This window comes from Bacteroides sp. 4_1_36 (assembly GCF_003466325.1).
In the GTDB taxonomy this organism is placed as follows: domain Bacteria; phylum Bacteroidota; class Bacteroidia; order Bacteroidales; family Bacteroidaceae; genus Bacteroides; species Bacteroides uniformis.
In genome coordinates this window covers 51,552-76,678 of the sequence record NZ_QSOX01000013.1, presented here as the reverse complement: position 1 = coordinate 76,678, position 25,127 = coordinate 51,552, and the positions used below count along the sequence as shown (strand labels likewise).

General features: G+C 48.3%; 16 protein-coding genes. 11 read left to right on the top strand and 5 right to left on the bottom strand.

The features are described from left to right. Window positions 1-63 precede the first annotated feature (63 nt). The 10 genes from DXD65_RS13310 to DXD65_RS13265 all read left to right on the top strand — a co-directional run bounded on the left by DXD65_RS13310 (window position 64) and on the right by DXD65_RS13265 (window position 13,941). Entirely contained in the window at window positions 64-2,553 is a 2,490-nt protein-coding gene (locus tag DXD65_RS13310; protein WP_008661991.1) for a glycoside hydrolase family 3 N-terminal domain-containing protein, read from the top strand. A 470-nt stretch (window positions 2,554-3,023) separates the two neighbouring features. Beyond that, window positions 3,024-3,491: a ribosome assembly cofactor RimP gene (gene rimP, locus DXD65_RS13305; protein ID WP_005824352.1), complete on the top strand. Its 468-nt coding sequence runs from the start codon at window positions 3,024-3,026 to the stop codon at window positions 3,489-3,491. Between the two features lie 4 nt (window positions 3,492-3,495). Further along, window positions 3,496-4,761, top strand: a complete 1,266-nt coding sequence (gene nusA, locus DXD65_RS13300) for a transcription termination factor NusA (RefSeq protein ID WP_005824354.1) — start codon at window positions 3,496-3,498, stop codon at window positions 4,759-4,761. 123 nt (window positions 4,762-4,884) lie between these two features. After that, window positions 4,885-7,932 carry a translation initiation factor IF-2 gene (infB, locus tag DXD65_RS13295; RefSeq protein WP_057281899.1) on the top strand — a complete coding sequence of 1,016 codons (3,048 nt, stop codon included), beginning with the start codon at window positions 4,885-4,887 and terminating at the stop codon, window positions 7,930-7,932. 153 nt (window positions 7,933-8,085) lie between these two features. Further along, window positions 8,086-8,598, top strand: a complete 513-nt coding sequence (locus DXD65_RS13290; RefSeq protein WP_055288449.1) for a CvpA family protein — start codon at window positions 8,086-8,088, stop codon at window positions 8,596-8,598. 48 nt (window positions 8,599-8,646) lie between these two features. Beyond that, window positions 8,647-10,101, top strand: a complete 1,455-nt coding sequence (gene sufB, locus DXD65_RS13285; RefSeq protein WP_005824359.1) for a Fe-S cluster assembly protein SufB — start codon at window positions 8,647-8,649, stop codon at window positions 10,099-10,101. 44 nt (window positions 10,102-10,145) lie between these two features. Beyond that, a complete protein-coding gene (gene sufC, locus DXD65_RS13280; protein ID WP_005824362.1) occupies window positions 10,146-10,901 on the top strand; it encodes a Fe-S cluster assembly ATPase SufC in 756 nt (251 codons plus the stop codon). A 17-nt stretch (window positions 10,902-10,918) separates the two neighbouring features. Beyond that, window positions 10,919-12,262, top strand: a complete 1,344-nt coding sequence (gene sufD / locus DXD65_RS13275) for a Fe-S cluster assembly protein SufD (protein WP_009037370.1) — start codon at window positions 10,919-10,921, stop codon at window positions 12,260-12,262. Between the two features lie 67 nt (window positions 12,263-12,329). Beyond that, window positions 12,330-13,550, top strand: coding sequence for a cysteine desulfurase (locus DXD65_RS13270; protein WP_050756854.1), 1,221 nt, complete (start codon window positions 12,330-12,332; stop codon window positions 13,548-13,550). Between the two features lie 70 nt (window positions 13,551-13,620). After that, window positions 13,621-13,941 carry a heavy metal-binding domain-containing protein gene (locus DXD65_RS13265; protein ID WP_005824368.1) on the top strand — a complete coding sequence of 107 codons (321 nt, stop codon included), beginning with the start codon at window positions 13,621-13,623 and terminating at the stop codon, window positions 13,939-13,941. A 93-nt stretch (window positions 13,942-14,034) separates the two neighbouring features. On the opposite strand, the gene DXD65_RS13260 is transcribed toward DXD65_RS13265, so the two are convergent. Further along, window positions 14,035-16,116 carry an LruC domain-containing protein gene (locus DXD65_RS13260; RefSeq protein ID WP_117887718.1) on the bottom strand — a complete coding sequence of 694 codons (2,082 nt, stop codon included), beginning with the start codon at window positions 16,114-16,116 and terminating at the stop codon, window positions 14,035-14,037. A gap of 66 nt (window positions 16,117-16,182) precedes the next feature. Here DXD65_RS13260 and DXD65_RS13255 point away from each other — a divergent pair, with 66 nt between their 5' ends. Continuing rightward, window positions 16,183-18,387, top strand: a complete 2,205-nt coding sequence (locus DXD65_RS13255) for a sodium-translocating pyrophosphatase (RefSeq protein WP_009037367.1) — start codon at window positions 16,183-16,185, stop codon at window positions 18,385-18,387. On the opposite strand, the gene DXD65_RS13250 is transcribed toward DXD65_RS13255, so the two are convergent. The 4 genes from DXD65_RS13250 to DXD65_RS13235 form a co-directional block, all read right to left on the bottom strand. Next, on the bottom strand, window positions 18,319-19,986 hold the full coding sequence (locus tag DXD65_RS13250) for a SusD/RagB family nutrient-binding outer membrane lipoprotein (protein WP_233556139.1): 1,668 nt from the start codon (window positions 19,984-19,986) through the stop codon (window positions 18,319-18,321). The two genes, DXD65_RS13255 and DXD65_RS13250, sit on opposite strands and share 69 nt — an antisense overlap. Before the next feature lie 12 nt (window positions 19,987-19,998). Further along, window positions 19,999-23,346 carry a SusC/RagA family TonB-linked outer membrane protein gene (locus DXD65_RS13245; protein WP_117887717.1) on the bottom strand — a complete coding sequence of 1,116 codons (3,348 nt, stop codon included), beginning with the start codon at window positions 23,344-23,346 and terminating at the stop codon, window positions 19,999-20,001. Window positions 23,347-23,511: 165 nt separating this feature from the next. After that, entirely contained in the window at window positions 23,512-24,447 is a 936-nt protein-coding gene (locus tag DXD65_RS13240; RefSeq protein ID WP_005824380.1) for a FecR family protein, read from the bottom strand. A gap of 96 nt (window positions 24,448-24,543) precedes the next feature. Then, on the bottom strand, window positions 24,544-25,116 hold the full coding sequence (locus tag DXD65_RS13235; protein WP_005833682.1) for an RNA polymerase sigma-70 factor: 573 nt from the start codon (window positions 25,114-25,116) through the stop codon (window positions 24,544-24,546). Window positions 25,117-25,127 lie beyond the last annotated feature (11 nt).

Sequence of the window (25,127 nt, the reverse complement as noted above, 5' to 3'; positions counted from 1 at the left end):
TGTTCTTATCTTTGTGCCTCGTATAAACAGATAGTGCAACTATTATAAACCAATATCACAACCATGAGTAAAAAGTTAATCTTATCTTTAGCCCTATCAGGGTTAGTACTTACTTCTACGGCGCAGACCACTGTTGCGCCTGCCATTCCAAGAGACGAGAAAATAGAACAGCAGATTGAGACTTTGCTGAAGAAGATGACGCTTGACGAGAAAGTCGGTCAGATGTGCGAACTCACCATAGACCTCCTGCAGAAACGCGCCAATCCTTTTGCCGGTCTCAATCCGAAAGATATAACTGTAGATGATTTGAAGAAAATCGTCAAGAGGTATAAGTTAGAGAAAGAGTTCAAGCTGGGTAAGGAGATGCCTTCGCAAGAAGTGATGATGCAGCTCTATATGCGTATCCAGGGTATTGAGAATGCCAAGGGCTTCCAGTTGGACGAGGCGATGCTCGACTCTGTCATCGGAAAATACAAAGTAGGCTCCATCTTGAACGTGCCTAACGGTGTGGCACAAAGCGTGGAGAAGTGGCAGGAAATCATCAAACGCATTCAGGAGAAATCCATGGAGGTGATGGGTATTCCTTGTGTGTACGGTGTAGACCAGATACACGGAACTACCTATACGCTGGGTGGTACTTTCTTCCCGCAAGGCGTCAATATGGGAGCTACCTTCAACCGTGAACTGACACGTGAAGGTGCACGCATCTCCGCTTATGAAACAAAGGCGGGAAGCATTCCCTGGACGTATGCCCCGGTGACCGACCTCGGACGTGACCCGCGCTGGCCTCGTATGTGGGAAAATTATGGTGAAGACGCCTACGTCAATGCCGAAATGGGACGTGAAGCAGTTATCGGTTTCCAGGGCGAGAACCCCAACCTGATTGGCGAGAACAACGTTGCCGCTTGTATGAAGCACTATATGGGTTATGGTGTTCCCGTTTCCGGTAAGGACCGTACGCCGTCTTCCATCACCGAGCAGGATATGCGTGAGAAGCATTTCGCTCCTTATCTGGAAATGGTGAAAGCAGGTGCCCTCTCCGTGATGGTGAACTCCGCCATGAACAACGGTCTGCCTTTCCATGCCAACTATGAGCTGCTGACCAAGTGGCTGAAAGAAGACCTCAACTGGGACGGTATGATTGTGACTGACTGGGCGGACATCAACAACCTTTATAGCCGCGACCACATAGCCAAGGATAAGAAGGAAGCCATCAAGCTCGCCATCAATGCCGGCATCGACATGTCGATGGACCCGTACGACTGGAAGTTCTGCACACTCCTGAAGGAGCTGGTGGAAGAAGGCGAAGTCCCCATGAGCCGCATTGACGATGCGGTGCGCCGCGTATTGCGCCTGAAGTACCGCCTCAATCTGTTTGAGAAACCCTATTATGATTTGAAAGACTTCCCGCTGTTCGGCAGTGCGGAACATGCCGCCGCCGCACTCCAGGCTGCCGAAGAGTCTTTGGTACTCCTGAAGAACACAGACGGCATACTGCCGCTGGCAAAAGGCAAGAAACTGCTGGTTACCGGTCCGAATGCCAACTCCATGCGTTGCCTCAACGGCGGCTGGTCCTACTCTTGGCAGGGTGACAAGGCAGACGAGCATGCAGGCCAATATAATACCATCCTCGAGGCTTTCACCAATAAATTCGGTGCGGACAACATCATCTACGAAGCCGGTGTCACTTATAAGCAAGGTGGCAACTGGTGGGAAGAGAATGCTCCTGAGATAGAGAAAGCCGTAGCTGCCGCTGCCGGTGCCGACTACATCGTTGCCTGCATCGGTGAGAACTCTTACTGCGAGACTCCGGGTAACCTGACGAACCTCTTCCTCTCACAGAACCAGCTCGACCTGGTGAAGGCTCTTGCCAAGACCGGCAAGCCCGTCATTCTGGTGCTGAACGAGGGCCGTCCACGCCTGATAGCCGACATCGAGCCTTTGGCAAAGGCTGTGGTCAACACCATGCTTCCGGGCAACTACGGCGGCGATGCGTTGGCAAACCTCATTGCCGGCGACGCCAACTTCAGCGGAAAGATGCCTTTCACTTATCCGAAGGAAATCAACTCGCTGATTACGTACGACTACAAACCGTGCGAACACATCGGCAAGCAGATGGAAGGCGCTTATAACTACGACGCGCAGGTGTCCGTACAGTGGGCGTTCGGCTACGGTTTGAGCTATACCACCTTTGCGTACAGCAACCTCAAGGTGGATAAGTCGGACTTTACCGCTGATGATGTGCTTACTTTCACCGTTGATGTGAAGAATACCGGTGACCGTGTCGGCAAGGAGAGCGTGTTGCTCTTCAGCAGTGACCTCGTTGCCTCCCTTACTCCCGATACCCGCCGTCTTCGCGCTTTCGAGAAAGTGGAACTGAAACCGGGCGAGACAAAGACCGTGACTCTGAAACTGAAAGGCTCCGACCTTGCTTTCGTAGGCTATGATGGCAAGTGGATTCTGGAGAAAGGTGACTTCCGCATCCAGACGGGTGACCAGACTGTGAACGTGGTTTGTACGGATACCAAGAAGTGGGAGACTCCGAATAAGTGATACGATAAGGTCTTTTAGACCTTTAGAACCATAGTAAAAGGGCCGATAGCATGAAACAAGCTATCGGCCTTTTATTTTTCCGCGTTGTCTTTCAACAGTATCTTTTTTCCGCTTGTACCTCCTTACTTCTTTTCCTGAAACAATAGAGATTGTACGCATGAGATGTATATCTCATGTTGTTCGAGATGTGCATCTCGTTGTGCTTGACATGTGCATCTCATGCAGTATGGAACGTGATAATTCATTTCATAAAGTATAAGCTTCTGTCTCATAAGATTATATGTTTTACACTTTATCTTGAAGTGTTGAAAGGGCGTGTCTGTAATATAATTCTCGTTTGAACCGTTAAATCAATCTTTTTTTCTCTAATATTTTGTAGTCGAACAGATTATTTATATCTTTGCAAGCGAAAACGGATGAAAGGTGGAGGGGCGATTAAGCTCCTCTTTTTTGTTCCTAATGGTTAATCTATGATAGAAAAGAAAACTGTTTGTCAGATTGTTGACGAGTGGCTGGCAGGAAAGGACTACTTCCTTGTGGAGGTGACAATCAGCCCGGATGACAAGATTTTGGTGGAAATAGACCACAAAGAAGGTGTTTGGATTGAGGACTGTGTAGAGCTGAGCCGCTACATCGAGTCCAAGTTGAACCGTGAGGATGAGGATTATGAGTTGGAAGTCGGTTCGGCCGGCATCGGACAGCCCTTCAAGGTACTGCAGCAGTACATTAACCACATCGGCAAGGAAGTGGAAGTGCTGGCAAAGGACGGCCGCAAGCTCAGCGGCGTGTTGAAGGAAGCCGACGAACAGCATTTCGTCGTGACCATTCAGAAGAAAGTGAAAGAGGAAGGTGCCAAGCGTCCCAAGCTGGTGGATGAGGACTTGACCTTTACGTATGAAGAGATAAAATACACTAAATACTTAATCAGTTTTAAATAAGACTATGGCCAAAAAAGTAGAAACTGTCAGCTTGATAGATACATTTTCGGAATTTAAGGAACTGAAGAATATCGACAGAACCACGATGGTAAGCGTACTCGAGGAGTCGTTCCGTAGTGTGATTGCGAAAATGTTCGGTACCGATGAGAATTACGACGTAATTGTAAACCCGGACAAGGGTGACTTCGAAATATGGCGTAACCGTGAGGTAGTGGCAGACGAGGATTTGGAAAACCCGAACCTGCAGATCGCATTGTCCGAAGCACAAAAGATTGATGCTTCTTATGAAGTGGGCGAGGAAGTGACGGATGAAGTTATCTTCGCGAACTTCGGTCGCCGTGCCATCTTGAACTTGCGCCAGACGCTGGCCTCCAAGATATTGGAACTGGAGAAAGATAGTATTTACAACAAATACATTGATAAAGTGGGTACCATCATCAATGCGGAAGTCTACCAGATTTGGAAGAAAGAGATGCTGCTGCTCGATGATGAAGGCAACGAATTGTTGCTGCCCAAGACCGAACAGATACCGAGTGACTTCTACCGCAAGGGCGAGACCGCCCGCGCCGTAGTTGCACGTGTGGACAACAAGAATAATAATCCGAAGATTATCCTGAGCCGTACGTCGCCCGTCTTCCTGCAACGTCTGTTCGAAATGGAAGTACCCGAAATCAATGACGGACTGATTACCATCAAGAAGATTGCCCGCATCCCCGGCGAGCGTGCCAAGATTGCCGTTGAGAGCTACGATGACCGTATCGACCCGGTAGGTGCCTGCGTGGGTGTGAAGGGTAGCCGTATTCATGGTATTGTCCGCGAGCTTCGCAACGAGAATATCGACGTTATCAACTATACGTCCAATATCCAGTTGTTTATACAGCGTGCCTTGAGCCCTGCCAAAATTTCTTCCATCCGCTTGAACGAGGAAGAACGCAAGGCTGAAGTGTTCTTGAAACCCGAAGAGGTGTCGCTGGCTATCGGTAAAGGCGGTTTGAATATCAAGCTTGCCAGTATGTTGACTGAGTACACCATCGACGTGTTCCGTGAGTTGGATGAGGCCATAGAGGATGAAGACATCTACTTGGACGAATTCCGTGATGAAATAGACGGTTGGGTTATCGATGCCATCAAGGCTATCGGTATCGATACGGCTAAGGCTGTGTTGAACGCTCCCCGTGAGATGTTGATTGAGAAGACGGACCTCGAAGAAGAGACGGTGGACGAGGTATTGCGCATTTTGAAACAGGAGTTTGAAGAGGAGGAGCAGTAATGTGGTAATGTGGGTAATATGCTAATGTGCCAATGCAGATAGCATATCGGATGAAGTGCACACTCCTTTTTTCTCAGCCAATTAGCACATTAGCATATTGGCACATTAATTCATTAAATTAGTATGACGATAAGGTTAAACAAAGTAACAAGAGATTTAAATGTAGGGATTACGACGGCTGTCGAGTTCCTGCAAAAGAAGGGATTTACCGTTGAGGCAAATCCGAACACAAAAATTACGGATGAACAGTTCGAACTGCTCAAAAAGGAGTTTAGTACAGATAAGGACCTTAAGATAAAGTCGGAGCGTTTCAGCCAGGAACGTCAGAGCAAGGACCGCAACAAGGCGTCCGTGTCTATTGACGGCTATAGGGAAACGCAGGAGAAAGCGAAGCCCGAGGAGATTAAGACGGTTGTTCCGGAAGACGCACGTCCGAAGTTCAAGCCGGTAGGCAAGATTGATTTGGACAAACTGAACCGTAGACCTGCTCCTGCTCAGGAAAAAGAGAAAGAAGCGGAAAAAGCGGTAGAGGAGAAGAAGGTGGAGGAACCGGCAGTTGTAGAAACGCCGAAACCGGAACCTGCTCCTGCTCCCCAACCGGAACCACAGTCGCAACCGGAGGTACAGCCGGCATCTGAGCCCGAGCCGCAGCCCGTTTCGGAACCGCAGCCACAACCCGTTGTCAAGGAAGAGCCTGCTCCGGTTGTAGAGGCTCAACAAGAATCTAAAAAGGAAGAAATGATAGAAGCGCCTGCTCCCGCACCGGCAGCTGAAGAAGCACCGGTTGAAAAAGAGGGGAAAGAAGAAGGAGAAGAAATCTTCAAGATACATCAGCCTGAGTTTGTTTCGAAGATTAATGTCATCGGACAGATAGACTTGGCGGCCCTGAACCAATCCACACGCCCAAAGAAGAAATCGAAAGAGGAGAAACGCAAGGAGCGTGAAGAGAAGGAAAAGATTCGCCAGGATCAGAAGAAGCAGATGAAGGAAGCTATCATCAAGGAAATCCGCCGTGATGACAGCAAGTTGAAGGATACCGCTGCCGGCGATGCCAACGGCAAGAAGAAACGTGTCCGTATCAATAAGGAGAAAGTGGACATCAACAATGCTTCCAACTTCCAGCGTGGTGGCAACGACCGTGGACACGCTGGTGCCCAGCAAGGTCAGGGTGCCCGCCCGCAAGGTGGAAACCAGCCTGGTGGAAACAATGCCAATAATAACCGCAACCGCAATAAGGACCGCTTCAAGAAGCCGGTCATCAAGCAGGAGGTTAGCGAGGAAGATGTAGCAAAGCAGGTAAAGGAAACTTTGGCACGCCTCACTTCCAAAGGAAAGAACAAAGGTGCCAAGTATCGTAAGGAAAAACGTGACATGGCTTCCAGCCGTATGCAGGAATTGGAAGACATGGAAATGGCAGAAAGCAAGGTACTGAAGATTACGGAATTCGTGACGGCCAACGAGTTGGCAAGCATGATGGATGTTTCTGTTACTCAGGTCATCGCCACTTGTATGAGCATTGGTATGATGGTATCCATCAACCAGCGTCTGGATGCCGAGACCATCAACTTGGTGGCTGAGGAATTCGGCTTCAAGACAGAATATGTAAGCGCAGAAGTGGCGCAGGCCATCGTAGAGGAAGAGGATGATGAGGAAGATTTGGAACCTCGCGCTCCGATTGTAACGGTGATGGGTCACGTAGACCACGGTAAGACTTCATTGCTCGACTATATCCGTAAGGCGAATGTGATTGCCGGTGAAGCGGGTGGTATCACACAGCACATCGGTGCCTACCACGTGTCGCTGGACGACGGACGTAAGATTACATTCCTCGATACTCCGGGCCACGAGGCGTTTACCGCCATGCGTGCCCGTGGTGCCAAAGCTACGGATATTGCCATCATCATTGTGGCTGCTGACGACAACGTGATGCCGCAGACAAAGGAAGCCATCAACCATGCCATGGCTGCGGGTGTTCCTATTGTATTTGCAATCAATAAGATTGATAAACCGACTGCCAACCCCGACAAGATTAAGGAAGAGCTGGCTGCCATGAACTTCTTGGTGGAAGAGTGGGGCGGTAAGTATCAGTCGCAAGATATCTCTGCCAAAAAGGGTATCGGTGTACCCGAGTTGATGGAGAAAGTGCTGCTCGAAGCAGAAATGCTGGAGCTGAAAGCAAACCCGAACCGCCGTGCTACCGGTTCCATTATCGAGTCCTCATTGGATAAGGGTCGTGGCTATGTGGCTACGGTACTCGTTTCCAACGGTACCTTGAAAATGGGCGACATCGTGCTGGCGGGTACCAGCTACGGTAAGGTGAAGGCTATGTTCAATGAGCGTAACCAACGCATGCAGGAGGCTGGTCCTTCTACACCTGCCCTGATATTGGGCTTGAACGGTGCACCTGCTGCTGGCGACACGTTCCACGTAATTGAAACGGAGCAGGAAGCACGCGAGATTGCCAACAAACGCGAACAGTTGCAGCGTGAACAAGGTTTGCGTACGCAGAAGATGCTGACGCTCGACGAAGTGGGCCGCCGTTTGGCGCTGGGTGACTTCCATGAGCTGAACGTGATTGTGAAGGGTGACGTGGACGGTTCTGTGGAAGCGTTGAGCGACTCTTTAATCAAGCTGTCTACGGAGCAGGTGCAGGTAAACGTAATCCACAAGGGTGTCGGTCAGATTTCCGAATCGGATGTCTCGCTGGCTGCCGCTTCGGATGCGATTATCGTCGGTTTCCAGGTACGTCCTTCGGGTGCTGCCGCCAAGATGGCAGAGCAGGAGGGTGTGGATATCCGCAAGTACTCCGTCATCTACGATGCCATCGAAGAGGTGAAGGCTGCCATGGAAGGTATGCTGGCACCGACATTGAAGGAGCAGATAACGGCAACCATCGAGGTGCGCGAAGTGTTCAACATCACGAAGGTGGGACTGGTGGCAGGTGCCATGGTCAAGACCGGAAAGGTGAAACGCAGCGACAAGGCCCGTTTGATACGCGACGGTATCGTAATCTTTACGGGTGCCATCAATGCCCTGAAGCGCTTCAAGGACGACGTGAAGGAGGTAGGTACCAATTTCGAGTGCGGTATCAGCCTGACAAACTGCAACGACATCAAGGTGGGCGATATTATCGAATCTTACGAAGAAATAGAAGTGAAGCAAACATTATAATTGAATAATGTGCAAATATGCTAATGTGCCAATTGGCTGCGCGTACAGAAAATGCCGCAGGGCAATTGGCACATTTTGCATATTAGTTATTTGCTCATTGACCCATTAGCATATTGGCACATTAGCATATTGTCACATTGGTACATTAATTTTATGGCAATTATAGATATCATCATATTGGCTGCTTTCGGCTTGGGCGCAATCATCGGCTTCATGAAAGGTTTCGTGAAGCAATTGGCCTCTCTGCTGGGGCTGATTGTCGGTCTGCTGGCGGCAAGGGCTTTGTATGCCTCGTTGGCAGTGAAGCTGTGCCCCACGTTGACAGACTCTATGACAGTGGCGCAAGTACTGGCATTTGTCCTCATCTGGCTGGCTGTTCCTTTGCTCTTCTCCCTGGTGGCTTCTCTGCTGACCCGGGCAATGGAGGCCGTCTCGCTGGGCTGGCTCAATCATTGGTTGGGGGCTGGTCTAGGGGCTTTGAAGTACCTCCTGCTGACGAGCCTGCTGATTGGTGTCATCGAATTTATAGACGGAGACAATACGCTGATTAGCAAAACAAAAAAGAAAGAATCAGTGTTATATTATCCTATGGAAGAGTTTGCCGGGATATTCTTTCCCGCGGCAAAGGCGGTTACGGAGCAGATTGTAAACGGAGACTTTGACTGATACCGTGAACCGTGATTTTGTAATTCATAATTTGTAATTATAGAAGTGATGCAACAAGAAGAACCCAATAAATATGTAAAGGAACTCACTCAGGAGAAGTATAAGTACGGTTTCACGACCGACGTGCATACAGACATCATTGAGCGCGGGCTGAATGAAGATGTAGTGCGGCTTATCTCTGAGAAGAAGGGAGAACCGGAATGGTTGCTGGAGTTCCGCCTGAAGGCATATCGCCACTGGCTGACATTGGAGATGCCTACATGGGCACATCTCCGCATTCCCGAAATAGATTATCAGGCCATATCCTACTATGCCGACCCTACGAAGAAGAAGGAAGGACCGAAAAGCATGGATGAGGTAGACCCTGAGTTGATAAAGACTTTCAATAAGCTGGGCATTCCGCTGGAAGAACAGATGGCGTTAAGCGGTATGGCTGTGGATGCCGTTATGGACTCGGTGTCTGTAAAGACTACCTTCAAGGAGACACTGATGGAGAAAGGAATCATCTTCTGCTCATTCAGCGAGGCTGTACGCGAGCATCCCGACTTGGTACAGAAATATCTCGGTTCGGTGGTGCCTTATCGTGACAACTTCTTTGCGGCACTGAACTCGGCGGTGTTCTCCGACGGTTCTTTTGTCTATATCCCGAAGGGGGTACGCTGTCCGATGGAGTTGTCCACCTATTTCCGCATCAATGCCCGCAATACGGGGCAGTTCGAAAGAACCTTGATTGTGGCGGATGATGATTCGTACGTTTCTTATCTGGAAGGGTGTACGGCTCCGATGCGTGACGAGAACCAGTTGCACGCGGCCATTGTGGAAATTGTGGTGCACGACCGTGCAGAAGTGAAATACAGCACCGTGCAGAACTGGTATCCCGGTGATGCCGAGGGCCGGGGTGGTGTCTATAACTTTGTGACGAAGCGTGGCCATTGTAAAGGGGTGGACAGTAAACTGTCTTGGACACAAGTGGAAACAGGTTCGGCCATTACCTGGAAGTATCCGTCTTGCATCCTTTCCGGCGACAATTCGACAGCGGAGTTCTATAGTGTGGCAGTAACCAATAACCATCAGCAGGCAGACACGGGAACAAAGATGATTCATCTGGGCAAGAATACCCGGAGCACCATTGTGAGCAAAGGCATTTCTGCCGGAAAGAGCGAAAACTCTTACCGCGGCTTGGTGCGCGTGGCACAGAAAGCGGACAATGCTCGTAATTACAGCCAGTGCGACTCCTTGCTACTTGGTGACAAATGCGGCGCGCATACTTTCCCCTACATGGATATTCACAATGAAACGGCCATCGTGGAGCATGAGGCCACTACCAGCAAAATCAGTGAGGACCAGATATTCTACTGCAATCAGCGCGGTATTTCTACGGAAGATGCCGTGGGGCTGATTGTGAACGGTTATGCCAAAGAAGTTTTGAATAAACTTCCGATGGAGTTTGCCGTAGAAGCGCAGAAATTGCTTGCCATTTCGCTGGAAGGAAGCGTGGGGTGATTTATAAATAGTAAATTGTAAATAGTCAAATAGTAAATATAAAGATGTTAGAGATAAAAGACCTGCATGCCAGCATCAATGGCAAAGAAATATTGAAAGGCATCAACTTGACCATACGTGATGGAGAAGTACATGCACTGATGGGACAGAACGGTGCTGGTAAAAGTACGTTGAGTAATGTGTTGGTTGGCCATCCTGCTTACGAAGTGACGCGCGGCTCAATTACCTTTAATGGCAAGGACTTGCTTGCCATGAGTCCTGAGGACCGTGCACATGAAGGAATCTTTCTTTCTTTCCAGGCTCCGGTAGAGATTCCGGGCGTGTCGATGGTGAACTTCATGCGTGCGGCTGTGAATGAGCAACGCAAGTACCGCCATCTGCCTGCTTTGTCGGCCAGTGAGTTCCTGAAGCTGATGCGCGAGAAGCGTGCCATTGTGGAGTTGGACAACAAGCTGGCCAACCGTAGCGTGAACGAAGGTTTCAGCGGCGGTGAAAAGAAGCGTAACGAGATATTCCAGATGGCGATGTTGGAACCGACTTTTGCTATTTTGGACGAGACGGATTCCGGATTGGATGTGGATGCTTTGCGTATTGTGGCCGACGGTTTCAACAAACTCAAGACTGCGGAAACCAGTGCTATGGTCATTACCCACTACCAGCGGTTGTTGGACTATATCAAACCCGATACGGTACATGTACTGCTGGGTGGACGTATCGTAAAGACCGGTGGACCGGAATTGGCGAAGGAGATTGAAACACGTGGCTTCGATTGGATAAGGAAAGAAGCAGGTGAATTATAAACTCATAATCTGAAAACATGAGTGTAGAGCAACAATACATAGACCTTTTCTCCCAAACGGAGGCGATGATATGCCGGCATAGTGCCGAGGTGCTGAATGCGCCGCGTGCCGTTGCTTTTGCTGACTTTGAGCGCTTGGGCTTTCCCACCCGTAAGGAGGAGAAATACAAATATACGGATATCAGCAAGTTCTTTGAGCCGGATTATGGCTTGAACTTGAACCGGTTGGAAATTCCGGTGAACCCTTATGAAGTGTTCAAGTGCGATGTTCCCAATATGAGCACTGCTCTTTATTTTGTGGTGAACGATGCTTTTTATGGCAGGGCTTTGCCCAAGTCCCATCTGCCTGAAGGGGTTATCTTCGGCAGCCTGAAGGAGGTGGCCGGGAAACATCCCGATTTGGTGAAGAAATATTATGGCAAGTTGGCTGATACGGCAGAGGATGGGGTGACGGCGTTCAACACCGCTTTTGCACAAGACGGCGTTCTGTTTTATGTTCCTAAGAACGTGGTGGTAGAGAAACCTATTCAGCTGGTGAATATCCTGCGTGGTGACGTCAATTTTATGGTGAACCGCCGTGTGCTGATTATTCTGGAGGAGGGTGCACAAGCCCGCTTGTTGGTGTGTGATCATGCGATGGACGGCGTGAACTTCCTGGCAACGCAGGTGATAGAAATCTTTGCCGGTGAGAATGCCATTTTCGATTTTTATGAACTCGAAGAGACACACACCAGTACGGTACGTATCAGCAATATGTATGTAAAGCAGGAAGCCAATAGTAATGTATTGCTGAATGGTATGACCTTGCACAACGGAACTACACGGAATACAACCCGTGTGACGCTTGTCGGTGAACATGCGGAGCTGAATCTGTGCGGTATGGCCATTGCAGACAAGAATCAGCATGTGGACAATCATACGACAATCGACCATGCCGTGCCCAACTGTACCAGCAATGAGCTTTATAAGTATGTCCTTGACGAGCAGGCTGTAGGTGCCTTTGCCGGTCTGGTTTTAGTGCGCCCTGACGCACAGCACACCAGTTCGCAACAGACCAACCGCAATCTTTGTGCCACCCGAGATGCACATATGTACACCCAGCCTCAGCTGGAGATTTATGCAGATGACGTGAAGTGCAGTCACGGCGCTACGGTGGGGCAGCTCGATGAAAGCGCTCTCTTCTATATGCGGCAGCGTGGTATCCCGGTGCGCGAGGCGCGCCTGTTGCTGATGTTCGCTTTTGTCAACGAAGTTATCGACACCATCCGTTTGGATGCTTTGAAAGACCGTCTGCATCTGCTGGTAGAGAAGCGTTTCCGGGGGGAACTGAACAAATGCCAGGGGTGCGCCATCTGCAAGTGATAGCTTATAATTTCGATTCATTATGAACAACGATATAAATAAGAGTAGTATCTTGGCTCCCCTCCCTATGGGAGAGGGGCTGGGGGAGAGGCTTCGAGCTGATTTCCCTATCCTTTCCCGTGAGGTATATGGCAAGCCGTTGGTCTATCTGGACAACGGCGCGACTACGCAGAAACCTCGCCAGGTAGTAAATGCCATTACGGACGAATATTATTCGGTGAATGCCAATGTGCATCGCGGAGTGCACTTCCTGTCGCAGCAGGCTACAGAGCTGCACGAGGCCTCGCGTGAGACGGTGAGACGTTTCATCAATGCTCGCAGCACGAATGAGATTGTCTTCACCCGTGGTACGACGGAGAGTATCAACCTGCTTGTCTCCAGCTTTGGTGAGGAATTTATGCAGGAGGGGGATGAGGTGATTCTTTCTGTGATGGAACACCATAGCAACATTGTTCCCTGGCAGCTGCTTGCCGCCAAGCGTGGAATTACCATCAAGGTGATTCCGATGAATGACAAGGGCGAACTCTTATTGGACGAATATAGGCAGTTGTTCTCCGAACGTACCAGGATTGTCAGTGTGGCGCATGTTTCCAATGTGCTGGGTACGGTCAATCCCGTCAAGGAGATGATTGCTTTTGCCCATGAGCAGGGTGTTCCGGTGCTTGTGGACGGTGCCCAGTCCATTCCCCACATGCCGGTAGATGTGCAGGATCTGGATGCCGATTTCTTCGTTTTCTCTGCGCACAAGGTGTATGGTCCTACGGGGGTAGGGGTGCTTTATGGTAAAGAGGAGTGGCTGGATAGAATACCTCCCTATCAGGGCGGTGGAGAGATGATTCAGCATGTATCTTTTGAAAAGACTACCTTCAATGAATTGCCCTTCAAGTTTGAAGCCGGTACGCCGGATTATATCGGTACTACCGGACTTGCCAAAGCTTTGGACTACGTTTCGCTGGTTGGGATGGACAAGATTGCCGCCTATGAACACGAATTGACCCAGTATGCCATGCAACGGCTGAAAGAGATTCCCGGTATGCGTATCTTCGGCGAGGCAGAAGACAAGGGTAGTGTCATATCGTTTCTGGTAGGTGATATCCATCATTTTGATATGGGTACATTGCTCGACCGTCTTGGCATTGCCGTACGCACGGGACATCACTGTGCCCAACCATTGATGCAGCGTCTTGGCATCGAAGGAACAGTGCGTGCATCTTTCGGGCTTTACAATACCCGGGAGGAGATAGATGTGCTGGTGGCAGGTATAGTTCGTGTCAGCCGGATGTTCTGACCAAAGCAAAGCTTTGCAACCTTTCTTTCATTCCTTGCGTCTAATATGTCAACAACTAAAAAAATGAATTATGTTAGTAACAACAACCCCGACTATTGAGGGTGGACGTATCACCCGCTATTATGGCATCGTTTCCGGTGAAACGATTATCGGTGCCAATGTATTCCGCGATTTCTTTGCCAGCATCCGCGACGTGGTGGGTGGGCGAAGTGGCTCTTATGAAGAAGTGCTGCGCGAAGCTAAAGATATAGCCTTGCGCGAGATGCAAGAACATGCCCGTGCTATGGGTGCCAATGCCGTGATTGGTGTAGACTTGGACTATGAAACGGTAGGAGGCAGTGGCAGCATGTTGATGGTTACGGCATGCGGTACGGCTGTAACGGTGGAATAAGTTCGCTCTACTATATTACAACATAGGAAGATATAAGAAATGGCAACCCTGTGAATGGTTGCCATTTTCTTTATAAGGAGTATCTTTTATCGGTTATTTGTACCAATCCTTATAATCTGTTCCATTGGAATTGACCCAATCCATAAAATGTTCAAAGCTCTTGTCTATCGGGTGGGTTTCAGGAGTATTGAAGTTTGTGGCTCCACTTAGATGAATGGCAAAAGGATAGTTGCCATTGGCTACATAATAGCTTGTCGGTACAGAGGACAAATCCTCTTCGGTATGGAATAGAGCCATGTCTGCCTTTTCAGTAGGAGGATAGTTGACCAAATGCACTTCGATGCGTGATTCTTTCAATTCGTCATGTACCATGATGAATGGATTATAAGGGGGAATTCCAAGCGTTTCGTGTGATAGTGGAGTCTTGAAGGTGTTCTTTATCTTATATGTAGCGGTTTTTGTATTTCTCTCTGTTACATCGAGCGCACTTAGAAATACATTGACGGTAGCTTTGGAAAGGTCTGTATCCAGTCCTTGTCCGTTGAAAGTTGTGGGGGCTTCCAATATTTCAGTTGACATATTGCTGCGTTCTGTATTCAGTTGGTAAGCGAAACCATTTTTGAAAGTGGCACCGGACCAAAGCAACTCATAGGTGTCTTCTGTAGAAAGGACCTGATTGGCATCATTGAAGTTCAATACGGACTGGTATTTTACAATAACATCATTCAAGTCATAGTCACCCTTTCTGGGCCAATTATCTTCGAAAGCGATGATTCCTTTGTATTCCAGACTGTATTTCTTATCCTCGTTGCCACCGTCAGGTTTGATATCAGGAATATCTGGATTGATGATGGCTTCGATGGGGTTGGACCATACGTTGAATTGTATATCATTATAGTCTTGGTCTGTCCAATCTTCAAAGGACAATACGACAAAATCATCGATGCGGAATGCAGCTGTATGTGTACGGCCGTCCCCATTCAGCTTTGTAGTAGAGTAGAAAGGCTTATTGTTTCCGCCATAGAAGCTGTCATTCAATAGGAACCATCCGATTTTTACTCCATTGGGAAATACGGTGCCTTGGTCCACTCCGTCGGGGTCTATGTAATGAAGCTTTACACTTTCACCGCCTTGTAGTCCGGAAGCCTTTTTATTATAATAATTATCCATCAGAGTGTTTGGAAAAACAATGCATTTGGGGGCTTTTTTAATTTCACTTAAAGATGCGTCTGCCCTATAGCAATAATAGCCAAAGGCGCTCGCTGCACCGCTGGTTCCTCCAATTATCCGGATGGATACTTCCGCATTGCGCCCTTCCGGATCATTGATTTCAAAATCTATGGCTTGTCGGTATTGCTTAGGGCATGTGCCTCCTTCCTTCAAGGTCGTATTGATGATTGTCAATACATCACCGGGAATTGTGATTTTGTTGTCTGTGTCTAAATAATGAGGATATCCTTTGGAGCTCCATGTTCCTAATACATGGTATCCTTTGGGTGCCTGCCATCCCTCCGCCCGTGTTTGCGGATTATCATCGGTGGAATCCCATTTGATGTCGGCAGTAATGGCATCTCCTGCAATAACTGTTTTGAAGAGGGTGGGGACCCCTATATAAGAAGTATAGATATATGCTTCGTCCCCATGGTCCGAATTGATGATTTCCTTGCCGCTATATGCACCGTTACCGTCTGTCATGCGTCTGATGACCGGTTCCAGGTCTGTGCGTTTTATAATCTGGCCATCTTTGTCAATCGTGAACGGGTCTTCAAGATAGATTTCAAAAAGTACTTTATAGCCTTCGGGGACATCATACTTTACGTTTACTTGGATGGAAGATGTCGTAGAAAAATCAAAAGAGTTGGGAGTCTTCTCATCGTCTTTTCCATTATCGGGATTGTAGACGTCATGTTCGCATCCTATGGATAGGAATGCCAGCATAATGCTGCATAATGTCAAAGCCAGCATCTTGCATGTCAGGTTAGAATAGATTGGTTTCATAATGCCTTTGTTTTTAGCTTGTTTACTTGTTGCAAAGGTATTATAAAAGTTGTAATATATATCTATATGTGCTCTATTCTTCTCATTAAATACAAAAAATAGGTAAAAAAGGGTACTGCTTGTTGTTTTATTCGCCAGTATAAATACATGCTTGCTTGGATTTCTTTTCTTTTTCATTTGCTTATTTCGTTTCAAATCAATATTTTTAGGCTTTCGTTCAACCTTTTAATACGAATAAATGCTATGGACCAAATCCTATTCTGGCTGGTTCCAGCCGCTTCTATTATGGCACTTTGTTTTGCCTGGTATTTCCATCGTCAGATGATGAAAGAGAGTGAGGGTACGCCTCAGATGATTAAGATTGCCGCTGCTGTGCGCAAAGGTGCTATGTCTTACCTTCGCCAACAATACAAGATTGTGGGCTGGGTATTTCTGGGGCTGGTTATCCTTTTCTCCATTATGGCATACGGTTTCGGAGTGCAGAACTCCTGGGTGCCGATTGCTTTCCTTACCGGAGGATTCTTTTCCGGACTTTCCGGCTTTTTGGGTATGAAGACGGCCACCTACGCATCGGCTCGCACTGCCAATGCGGCACGCACATCGCTGAATGCCGGACTACGCGTGGCTTTCCGTAGCGGTGCGGTGATGGGACTGGTAGTGGTTGGCCTTGGCTTGCTTGATATATCTTTCTGGTATCTGTTGCTGAATGCTGTAATTCCGGAAGATGTAATGACTCCCACCCATAAACTCTGCATCATTACCACTACCATGCTGACTTTCGGTATGGGCGCTTCCACGCAGGCATTGTTTGCACGCGTAGGTGGCGGTATCTATACAAAAGCTGCCGATGTAGGTGCCGACCTTGTGGGAAAGGTGGAAGCCGGTATTCCCGAAGACGACCCGCGTAATCCTGCCACGATTGCGGATAATGTAGGCGACAATGTAGGCGACGTGGCAGGTATGGGGGCTGATTTGTACGAAAGTTATTGCGGTTCTATCCTTGCTACGGCTGCCCTCGGTGCTGCGGCTTTTATCCACTCGGGTGATACGCTGATGCAGTTCAAGGCCGTAATCGCCCCGATGCTGATTGCAGCCGTCGGAATATTGCTTTCCATTATCGGTATCTTCTCCGTGCGTACCAAAGAGAATGCGAAGATGAAGGACTTGCTGAACTCACTGGCTTTCGGTACTAATCTCAGCTCTATTTTGATAGTTGTCGCCACTTTCTTTATCCTGTGGCTGCTGAAGTTGGACAACTGGCTGTGGATTTCCTGCTCCGTGATAGTGGGTTTGATAGTAGGTATCATCATCGGGCGGTCTACGGAGTACTATACTTCCCAATCCTACCGTCCTACCCAAAAGCTGAGTGAAAGCGGAAAGACCGGTCCGGCGACAGTCATAATTTCCGGTATAGGCTTGGGAATGCTTTCTACGGCTATTCCGGTGATTGCCGTGGTGATAGGTATCATTGCTTCTTATCTCTTTGCTTCGGGCTTCGACTTCTCTAATGTGGGTCTGGGGCTCTATGGTATTGGCATTGCCGCAGTAGGTATGCTTTCTACATTGGGCATCACGCTTGCTACAGATGCTTACGGACCGATAGCTGACAACGCGGGTGGCAATGCGGAAATGTCCGGTCTGGGTGAAGAGGTGCGTAAGCGTACCGATGCGCTTGACTCCTTGGGCAATACTACAGCCGCTACGGGCAAAGGCTTTGCCATCGGTTCCGCCGCTTTGACGGGATTGGCTTTGCTGGCCTCTTATGTCGAGGAAATCCGTATCGGGCTGACCCGCCTCGGGACTACCGAACTGTCGCTTCCTCATGGCGATGCCGTGGCTCTTCAAGATGCCACTTTCTTCGACTTTATGCATCACTACGATGTGACGCTGATGAATCCGAAAGTTCTTTCCGGTATGTTTCTGGGCTCGATGATGGCATTTCTTTTCTGTGGATTGACGATGAATGCGGTAGGGCGTGCAGCGGCCCATATGGTAGACGAAGTGCGCCGCCAGTTCCGCGAAATCAAGGGAATCCTTACGGGAGAAACGGAGCCTGATTATGAGCGTTGTGTGGCAATCTCGACGAAAGGGGCGCAACGCGAGATGGTGATTCCGTCACTGATAGCTATCATTGCTCCGATTGCGACGGGACTTATTTTCGGTGTTCCCGGTGTGCTCGGCCTGCTGATTGGCGGATTGAGCAGTGGTTTCGTGCTTGCCATCTTCATGGCAAATGCCGGTGGTGCATGGGATAATGCCAAAAAGTATGTGGAAGAAGGCAACTTTGGCGGCAAAGGCAGTGAAGTCCACAAGGCTACAGTCGTGGGTGACACCGTAGGAGACCCGTTCAAGGACACATCCGGTCCGAGCTTGAATATCCTAATCAAGCTGATGAGCATGGTAGCCATTGTGATGGCAGGGCTTACGGTTGCGTGGAGTCTGTTCTAGAAAGAGTTTTTCCCCCGTATCCCACCAAAGGCGGGTGGCGCCGTTATCTGCGCCACCCAGTTTTTCCGTGAGGGTGGCGTATTGTGCCGGGTCGGCAGTGGCAGCGTCCGTCGAGAACGGAAGGCGGCGGATCATGATATCCGTATCAATCACTTTTCCGGTGTTGTTTTGGACCTTGAAAAGTTTGGGGTATCCGGTACGGCGTTGCTCAGCCCATGCCTCATAACTTTCGGGCCAGCATGCCAGCCACTTCTGGGTAATAATCTTTTCGAGTTTCGTCTCTATGTCTGCATCTTCTTCCCATTTGGGGGATATGGTAATCAAGGCTTTCATGTCCTTGCCTACCTTGCCGCCCGAGACTACATCTTTATAATCGGCAGGGGTTTTGTCGCTTTCCAGATATTCGGAGGCACCAGCACAGTCCCACTGTGTAAATGAAGTACTTACCCCGTATTCATAGCATGTGCGGGGATTCTCTTTGGTATAGCCACGGAGGGCTGCTTCGGCCCTGAGCAGCCAGACTTCTGCCGCACTCATCAATACGGCTCCGGTCTTTTCGCCGATGGTACTTGTGTTGAGGGAAGAGCAAAAACTGTAAATGTTGGCGTCACCGTCTTTCATGGGTAACCCGATGGGAATGCCTAACAACTGTTTTTGATAACCTTCGAGAAGGGCGGTGTTATACCATTTCTTGCCACGCGGGTCCTCATAACCGTTGACAATGGATTCCATCGAGGCATTCATGTAGACTTCACCCCAACCGGCAACGGCACACAAAGGATTGATATAGTTCTTGCCCATTACAGCGATGGTTTCCCTTGCACCTTCCAGTACACCTTGATTGTCATTCAGTGCTTTGGTTGCTTGGTCTTTGGCAAGTGTTGCATCTACATTGGAGATGCGCATGGCAAGGCGCAAACGTAGTGAGTTGGCAAACTTTAACCACTCCTTCAAGGTCTTGCCGTTGGTCAGCATATCATACTCTTTGAATTTGTTGTTGTCACCGCCCTCGTCCAGGTATTCCCTTATCAATTGCTGCCCTTCGTCCAGGTCTGCAAAGAAGCGTGTATAGGCTTCTTGCTGTCCGTAAACCCGGGGTGTCTCACCCAGTTGATGGTAGACCAGCGGACCGTATGTATCGGCAATGCGGTGCATCAGTTCCACTTTCAAAATTTCGGTAATGCCGAGGTAGCCTTTCAAGTTGTCATTGCCATAAAAGTTCTTTTCTGCCTTCTGCACCTCCGTGTAGACATATCCGTAAGTACATTGCCATGCGGCATTGGTCCAGCCTGAGTTCAGGTTGTAGCAGGCGTTGGATTTCATGAATTTAGGAATAGGGTCCATGAAGTAGCCGGAGAACATGTCATGGTTCAGGGATTGTGTCATCTGCCATACCCAATTTAAGCCAACAGAACCTATATTGAAGTAGATACCCGACTGTATGGGTTCGAATGGAGCAGTTAGGTTCTGGAAATCTATTTCCTTTTTGTCGTCCGAGAAACCTCCCTTGATTTCGTTGTCGTTCTCAAAACCGCCGGTGCAAGCTGCAAGCAGCAATATGCTATGGCAGAAAAGGAATATGATGCACTTGTTTTTCATAAGGTATTCATTTTAAAAGGTTAATCTTAGGTTAAAGCCGATATTCCGGGTAGTAGGCATGCCAAACACGTCTACTCCTTGATTGTTGTTGCCTACGGACATTACTGCATCGGGGTCGAACGGTGCTTCCTTCTTTAAGAAACACAAGTTGCGCGCTGCCAATGATACGTCGATTCCCTTTATGAATCTACTGTTTTCCAGTATCGTTTTCGGGAAAGAATAGCTCAGTGATACTTCACGGAGTCTGATGCAGGTTGCGTCGTACATATAATATTCGGAGATGGCATTTCTGCCGCCTACTGCGCTGTAAAATGCTCTCGGGTCGTTGAACTTCTGTCCCTGGTATTCTACATATCCCCGGGTGCGGGCATCTTCGGTGACTTTGGTCACGCCGTTGGCATCCAACTCAGACTGTGTCAGTGACATGACTTCGCCGCCAAAGCGGAAATCTATCAGGAAATAGAGCTCCAGGTTCTTGTAGGTAAGTGTGTTGCTCCATCCCATGGTGAAGTCTGGATTGGCATTCCCAAGCAAATCCTTGTTTCCGGTATTTCCTAAAGGCCTTTTGCTGGTTTCATCAACCATGATGCTGCCATCCTCGTTACGGCGGAAAGCATTTCCATAAATATCCCCCAGGCTGCCTCCTTCTTTGACGCGCATCTGATAGCCTGCGTTGAAACCTTCTTCGTAGTAGGAAAATTCTGGATAGTCAGGATGCAGGGTCACTACTTTGTTCTTGTTGGCGGACATGTTGATGAGACTCTTCCACGAAAAGTTTCTGTATAGTAGCGGAGTGGCGTCTACCGTCAGCTCAAAACCCTGGTTACGTATTTTTCCGGCATTGACATACCGGTATTTATAGGTGGAGCCCGTAGGATTGTCCATTCTCAACAACTGGTTCTTGGTATTGGTCTGATACCAAGTGAAGTCTATCCCGAAGCGGTGATGGAAGAAGCGCCATTCTGTACCGAATTCGATGGAGCTGCTGATTTCCGGTTTTAGGTCACCGCGCTGTTCTACGGTATTTACATTGATACTGCCGCCTACCATGATGATGTCTACCGGATTGGTGATTCCTATCGGGAGGTCATTACCGACTTCCGCCCATGAAGCGCGCACTTTTGCAAAACTTATCCATTTGGGCAGGGAGCAGGTTTTGTTAAGAATCCAGGTAGCTCCTATGGAGGGATAGAAGAATCCGGTATTCTTGCTGTCTGTGTGGGCTAATGTGGATGACCAGTCGTTACGTGCGGTAATGTCCAAGTATAGTAGTCCTTTCCAGCCCCACTGCATGGTGGCAAATACTGATTGGAGCGTGCGTTTGCTGTCGATGCTCTGATTTACGGCTGCTTTGGAGTCCATCACTACATTGGGGACGGTAAATACATTCGGTTTGTAGAGGGAAGCAAGCCTTGAGTCTATCGTCAGTGAATTGACTTTACTCATGTTGATGCTGGCTCCCAGTGCCGTATTGAGGGAAAAGTCATCAAATTCCTTGTTGAACAAGACCATTGCGTCACCGTAGACTTGGATTTCCTGGCTGTCCGACCAGATGTAACGTCCGTTTTCCTTGTCCTCGTATTTGCCGGCGATGTTGGGAGCTGTAGTGGCATACATCTTATTGTCGAATTTATCACTGATATAATCCACATTACCCCGTACCTGCAGGCTGAAGTAGTCCGTAATGTGCAGATTGGCTCTGGCCGATGCCACAGCGCGATAACGCTTGTAGCCACTGAGCACGCGGTTTTTCAGCCAGTAGGGATTCTGTCCCCATTCACTGACGGTACCATCTCCATTCTTTTCAATCCAGTTTTGTGTCATCATATTGCGGTCGGCATTCCACGTTTCAAAGTTTTCTCTGTAAGTGCTCATGTCTACGCCACGTGGGAAACTGTACAAGCTGACCAGCGGATTCAGATAATAGCCGCCGGTAGCAGGGGAGTTCTTGACGGTTTGGGTCATTAGTGTTGCAATGCCGTCCAGTTTCAGCTTGTTGTTGAAGAGGCTGACCGTTTCGTGTAGGTTCAGGTTATTCTTCTGTAGTTTGTTATTGTCCACAATTCCTTTAGCCGTGGTGTTGGCGTATGAGAAATAAGTTTGTACCTTTTCATTTCCGGTAGTGATAGCCAGCGAATTGAAAGTGGTGATGCCATTGCTGAAGAACTCGCCTATGTTGTCATAGTCCGTTACATTGCCTTTTGTACCCCAGCTTGCCGTACCGCCATCTTCGTTCCGGCCGTATGTATTTTGGAATTCGGGGGTACTGATGGCGTGACTTACGGTCAGGTTGGAGGAGAATGTAACGCGCTGCAGTCCGGCCTTTCCCTTTTTAGTGGTGATCAGAATGACGCCATTAGCTGCCTGCGAACCATAAAGCGCGGCGGCAGAAGAACCTTTCAGGATGTTGATGCTTTCTATGTCGTCCGGATTCAAGTTGGAAATCCCGTCACCGGCATCACGGTTCAATCCATCGTAGTTACCGCCGATTACGGTGGAGGTGGATTCTGTTGAGCTGTTCAGCATAGGAACACCGTCAATTACGTACAAGGGCTGGTTGTTGCCGCTGGCAAATGCAGAGCGTGCACCGCGAATGACGACTTTGGCAGAACCTCCTAAATTGGCGGTTTTATTGATTTGTACTCCGGCCGTCTTTCCTGCCAGTGTATTAATCATGTTCGGCTCTTTGGCACGGGTCAGCTCATTGCTGCTTATCTGTTGGGTAGAATAGGTCAATGAGGACATTTTCTTCTGGATACCCATGGCGGTTACCACTACTTGCTCCAGGGCGAGGTTCTTTTCTTCCATCCGGATGTGGAGATTATTTCTACCGTTCAGGGCAATGGTTTGCGGCTCATAACTGATGTAGGATACGACAATAGTGGCATAAGGAGGGATATTCATACTAAATTCTCCTTCGGTATTGGTGATAACACCATTGGCGGTCCCTTTTTCAAGAATGTTGGCACCGATAATCGGTTCGCCTTTGGAGTCCGTCACCTTTCCTCTTACAGTAGCCATTTCCTGCAGAGTGTCTGTCTTATCCTCAGCACTCCTGCTGTTTTTGGTTAAAACGATGTTTTTGCCTTCCATCACATACTTGATGTCTGTCCCTTTGAACATTTGGTCAAGTACTTCGGAAACAGTTTGGTTGCTTGCATTGATGTCGACGGTACGGCGTACATCGACGTTCTGTTTGTTATATACAAATAAGTATTCTGTTTGCGATTCAATTTGCTCGAGAACTTGCCCTACCCTCAGCCGGGCATTTTGAATGCTGACCCTGGCATTCTGAGAGTAGCAGTTCCCGCTGTACACCTGAAATATAACAAGCAGGAGAAGGAATAATGTGATTTTCATAGGTTTGCAATAATTGCTTAAAATCTAATTTTTTTAGATAAAAAAGCCTCATCAACAAAATTTTTCTCATATCTTTGTCACTGTGTTAAGTTAATAAATTGATTAAGGTCGATTTTTGACTGTTTCGGATCGGAAAGTATGGGGGTACTTTCCGATCTTTTTTTCTTACTCATATATAACAATTGAATCCTTTTCTTCGTTGATGCGGAACTTGAAAGGATGGTCTTTCGAGATGGTCCGCAGTATATGTTCGATGCCGTCCTGCTCTCTGAACTTGCCGGTAAAGCTGCCGTAGTTCAGCAGTTGAGGACTGGCAACGGTTATCTTTACATTATAGTATTTCTCCAGTCTACCGAGGATACCGCTGAATGGAGCGTCGTCAAAACAGTATAGTCCCTCTTTCCAGCGTAGATATTCATAGGAAGGAAGGACGGCCTTTCTACATTTTCCGTTTTCATTGAGAAATACCTCGTCTTTCTGCAACCTGGTGATTATCTGGCTGCTGTTGGCCGGATAGATATCGACGATACCTTCCACCAATGTGGTTCCGAACTCATGGCTCCCACTGTAGGCACAGACGTTGAAACTCGTTCCTACAACTTTTACCTTGTTCGTTTCTGTATGTACATAGAATGGGATATTCTTGTTTTTGGCTACTTCAAAGTAGGCCTCTCCGTCCAATTCCACATTTCGTTCGTTGCGTCCGAAGTTGGCGGCATATTTCATGGTGGACTTGGAGTTCAGCCATACGCGTGTTCCATCGGCAAGGATAATTTGGGCCCGTTGTCCGGCAGGCACAGTGACTGTTTGCAACTGCACCTCCTTGTTATATAAAAAGTCGGAGGTGATGAAATAACCGGCAATGGCGACAATGGTGACGGCGGCTATACGGGCCGCCCAGCGGAGCATCGGCATGATGTGCACCGTTTTCTTTTCATTGTTTCCCTGCTTGTCCGAGAACAAGGAAATGTCGTATATCATGCGCTCTTTCAGGAAGATGTCCCGGTTTTCATCCGAGGCGTCTATCCAGTCGAGTATCATCTTTTCTTCTTCAACGGAAGTAATACCTTTGAAATATTTATATAATAGCTCTTGGTTCATTGTCAATAATTTATTTCTTTTCTAAAACGTGCTCTTTTTACCTTTTGTATATATAACCGGAAAGTGGGCGGTAACCCTATTCCGTAGAAGCATTTTTTAGGATATTAATATTATGAGTATGGTAACAAGATAATCTTTCAGTCTCAGCCGGAGAATCCGCAGCACTTTGGTGATGTGTGCCTCTACGGTTTTAAGTGATATGTCCAGACTATCGGCAATCTGCTTGTTTGCCAGGTTCTGGTATCGGCTCAACATGAATATCTTCCGGCTTTGCTCGGGCATTTCCTGTAAGGTCTTATTTACGATATGCTGTATTTCCGTGTTGAATATCTGGTCCGGTTCGCAGGCTTTCAAGGTGGAGATGCGTAAGTCCAGTTCGCGCAGGTTGTGGCTGCTGATGGTTTCTTCCGCTCGCAGACGCACCTGCTTGTGCTCGAGTACGTGCAGGGCTTTGTTCTTTATGATGGTCAGCAGCAGGGCATGCAGGTTACTGTTTTCTTCCCAGCGGTCTCGGTTTTCCCATAAGGCAATCATGGATTCCATCACAACGTCTTCCGCTTCTGCTTTATCCCTGAGATAAGAATAAGCAAAAGCCAAAAACTTTTCTTGGTTTTCCTGGAAAAAGCGTGAGAAAAGATTCATAGTATGTAGGCTCCTTAAACCGGACATTAATTGAGGTT

What these genes read in the sequence shown, in the direction of transcription:
- DXD65_RS13310 (WP_008661991.1), top strand. Translation starts at nt 64, where the DNA reads ATGAGTAAAAAGTTAATCTTATCTTTAGCCCTATCAGGGTTAGTACTT.
- rimP (WP_005824352.1), top strand. Translation starts at nt 3,024, where the DNA reads ATGATAGAAAAGAAAACTGTTTGTCAGATTGTTGACGAGTGGCTGGCA.
- nusA (WP_005824354.1), top strand. Translation starts at nt 3,496, where the DNA reads ATGGCCAAAAAAGTAGAAACTGTCAGCTTGATAGATACATTTTCGGAA.
- infB (WP_057281899.1), top strand. Translation starts at nt 4,885, where the DNA reads ATGACGATAAGGTTAAACAAAGTAACAAGAGATTTAAATGTAGGGATT.
- DXD65_RS13290 (WP_055288449.1), top strand. Translation starts at nt 8,086, where the DNA reads ATGGCAATTATAGATATCATCATATTGGCTGCTTTCGGCTTGGGCGCA.
- sufB (WP_005824359.1), top strand. Translation starts at nt 8,647, where the DNA reads ATGCAACAAGAAGAACCCAATAAATATGTAAAGGAACTCACTCAGGAG.
- sufC (WP_005824362.1), top strand. Translation starts at nt 10,146, where the DNA reads ATGTTAGAGATAAAAGACCTGCATGCCAGCATCAATGGCAAAGAAATA.
- sufD (WP_009037370.1), top strand. Translation starts at nt 10,919, where the DNA reads ATGAGTGTAGAGCAACAATACATAGACCTTTTCTCCCAAACGGAGGCG.
- DXD65_RS13270 (WP_050756854.1), top strand. Translation starts at nt 12,330, where the DNA reads ATGGGAGAGGGGCTGGGGGAGAGGCTTCGAGCTGATTTCCCTATCCTT.
- DXD65_RS13265 (WP_005824368.1), top strand. Translation starts at nt 13,621, where the DNA reads ATGTTAGTAACAACAACCCCGACTATTGAGGGTGGACGTATCACCCGC.
- DXD65_RS13260 (WP_117887718.1), bottom strand. Translation starts at nt 16,116, where the DNA reads ATGAAAAAGAAAAGAAATCCAAGCAAGCATGTATTTATACTGGCGAAT.
- DXD65_RS13255 (WP_009037367.1), top strand. Translation starts at nt 16,183, where the DNA reads ATGGACCAAATCCTATTCTGGCTGGTTCCAGCCGCTTCTATTATGGCA.
- DXD65_RS13250 (WP_233556139.1), bottom strand. Translation starts at nt 19,986, where the DNA reads ATGAAAAACAAGTGCATCATATTCCTTTTCTGCCATAGCATATTGCTG.
- DXD65_RS13245 (WP_117887717.1), bottom strand. Translation starts at nt 23,346, where the DNA reads ATGAAAATCACATTATTCCTTCTCCTGCTTGTTATATTTCAGGTGTAC.
- DXD65_RS13240 (WP_005824380.1), bottom strand. Translation starts at nt 24,447, where the DNA reads ATGAACCAAGAGCTATTATATAAATATTTCAAAGGTATTACTTCCGTT.
- DXD65_RS13235 (WP_005833682.1), bottom strand. Translation starts at nt 25,116, where the DNA reads ATGTCCGGTTTAAGGAGCCTACATACTATGAATCTTTTCTCACGCTTT.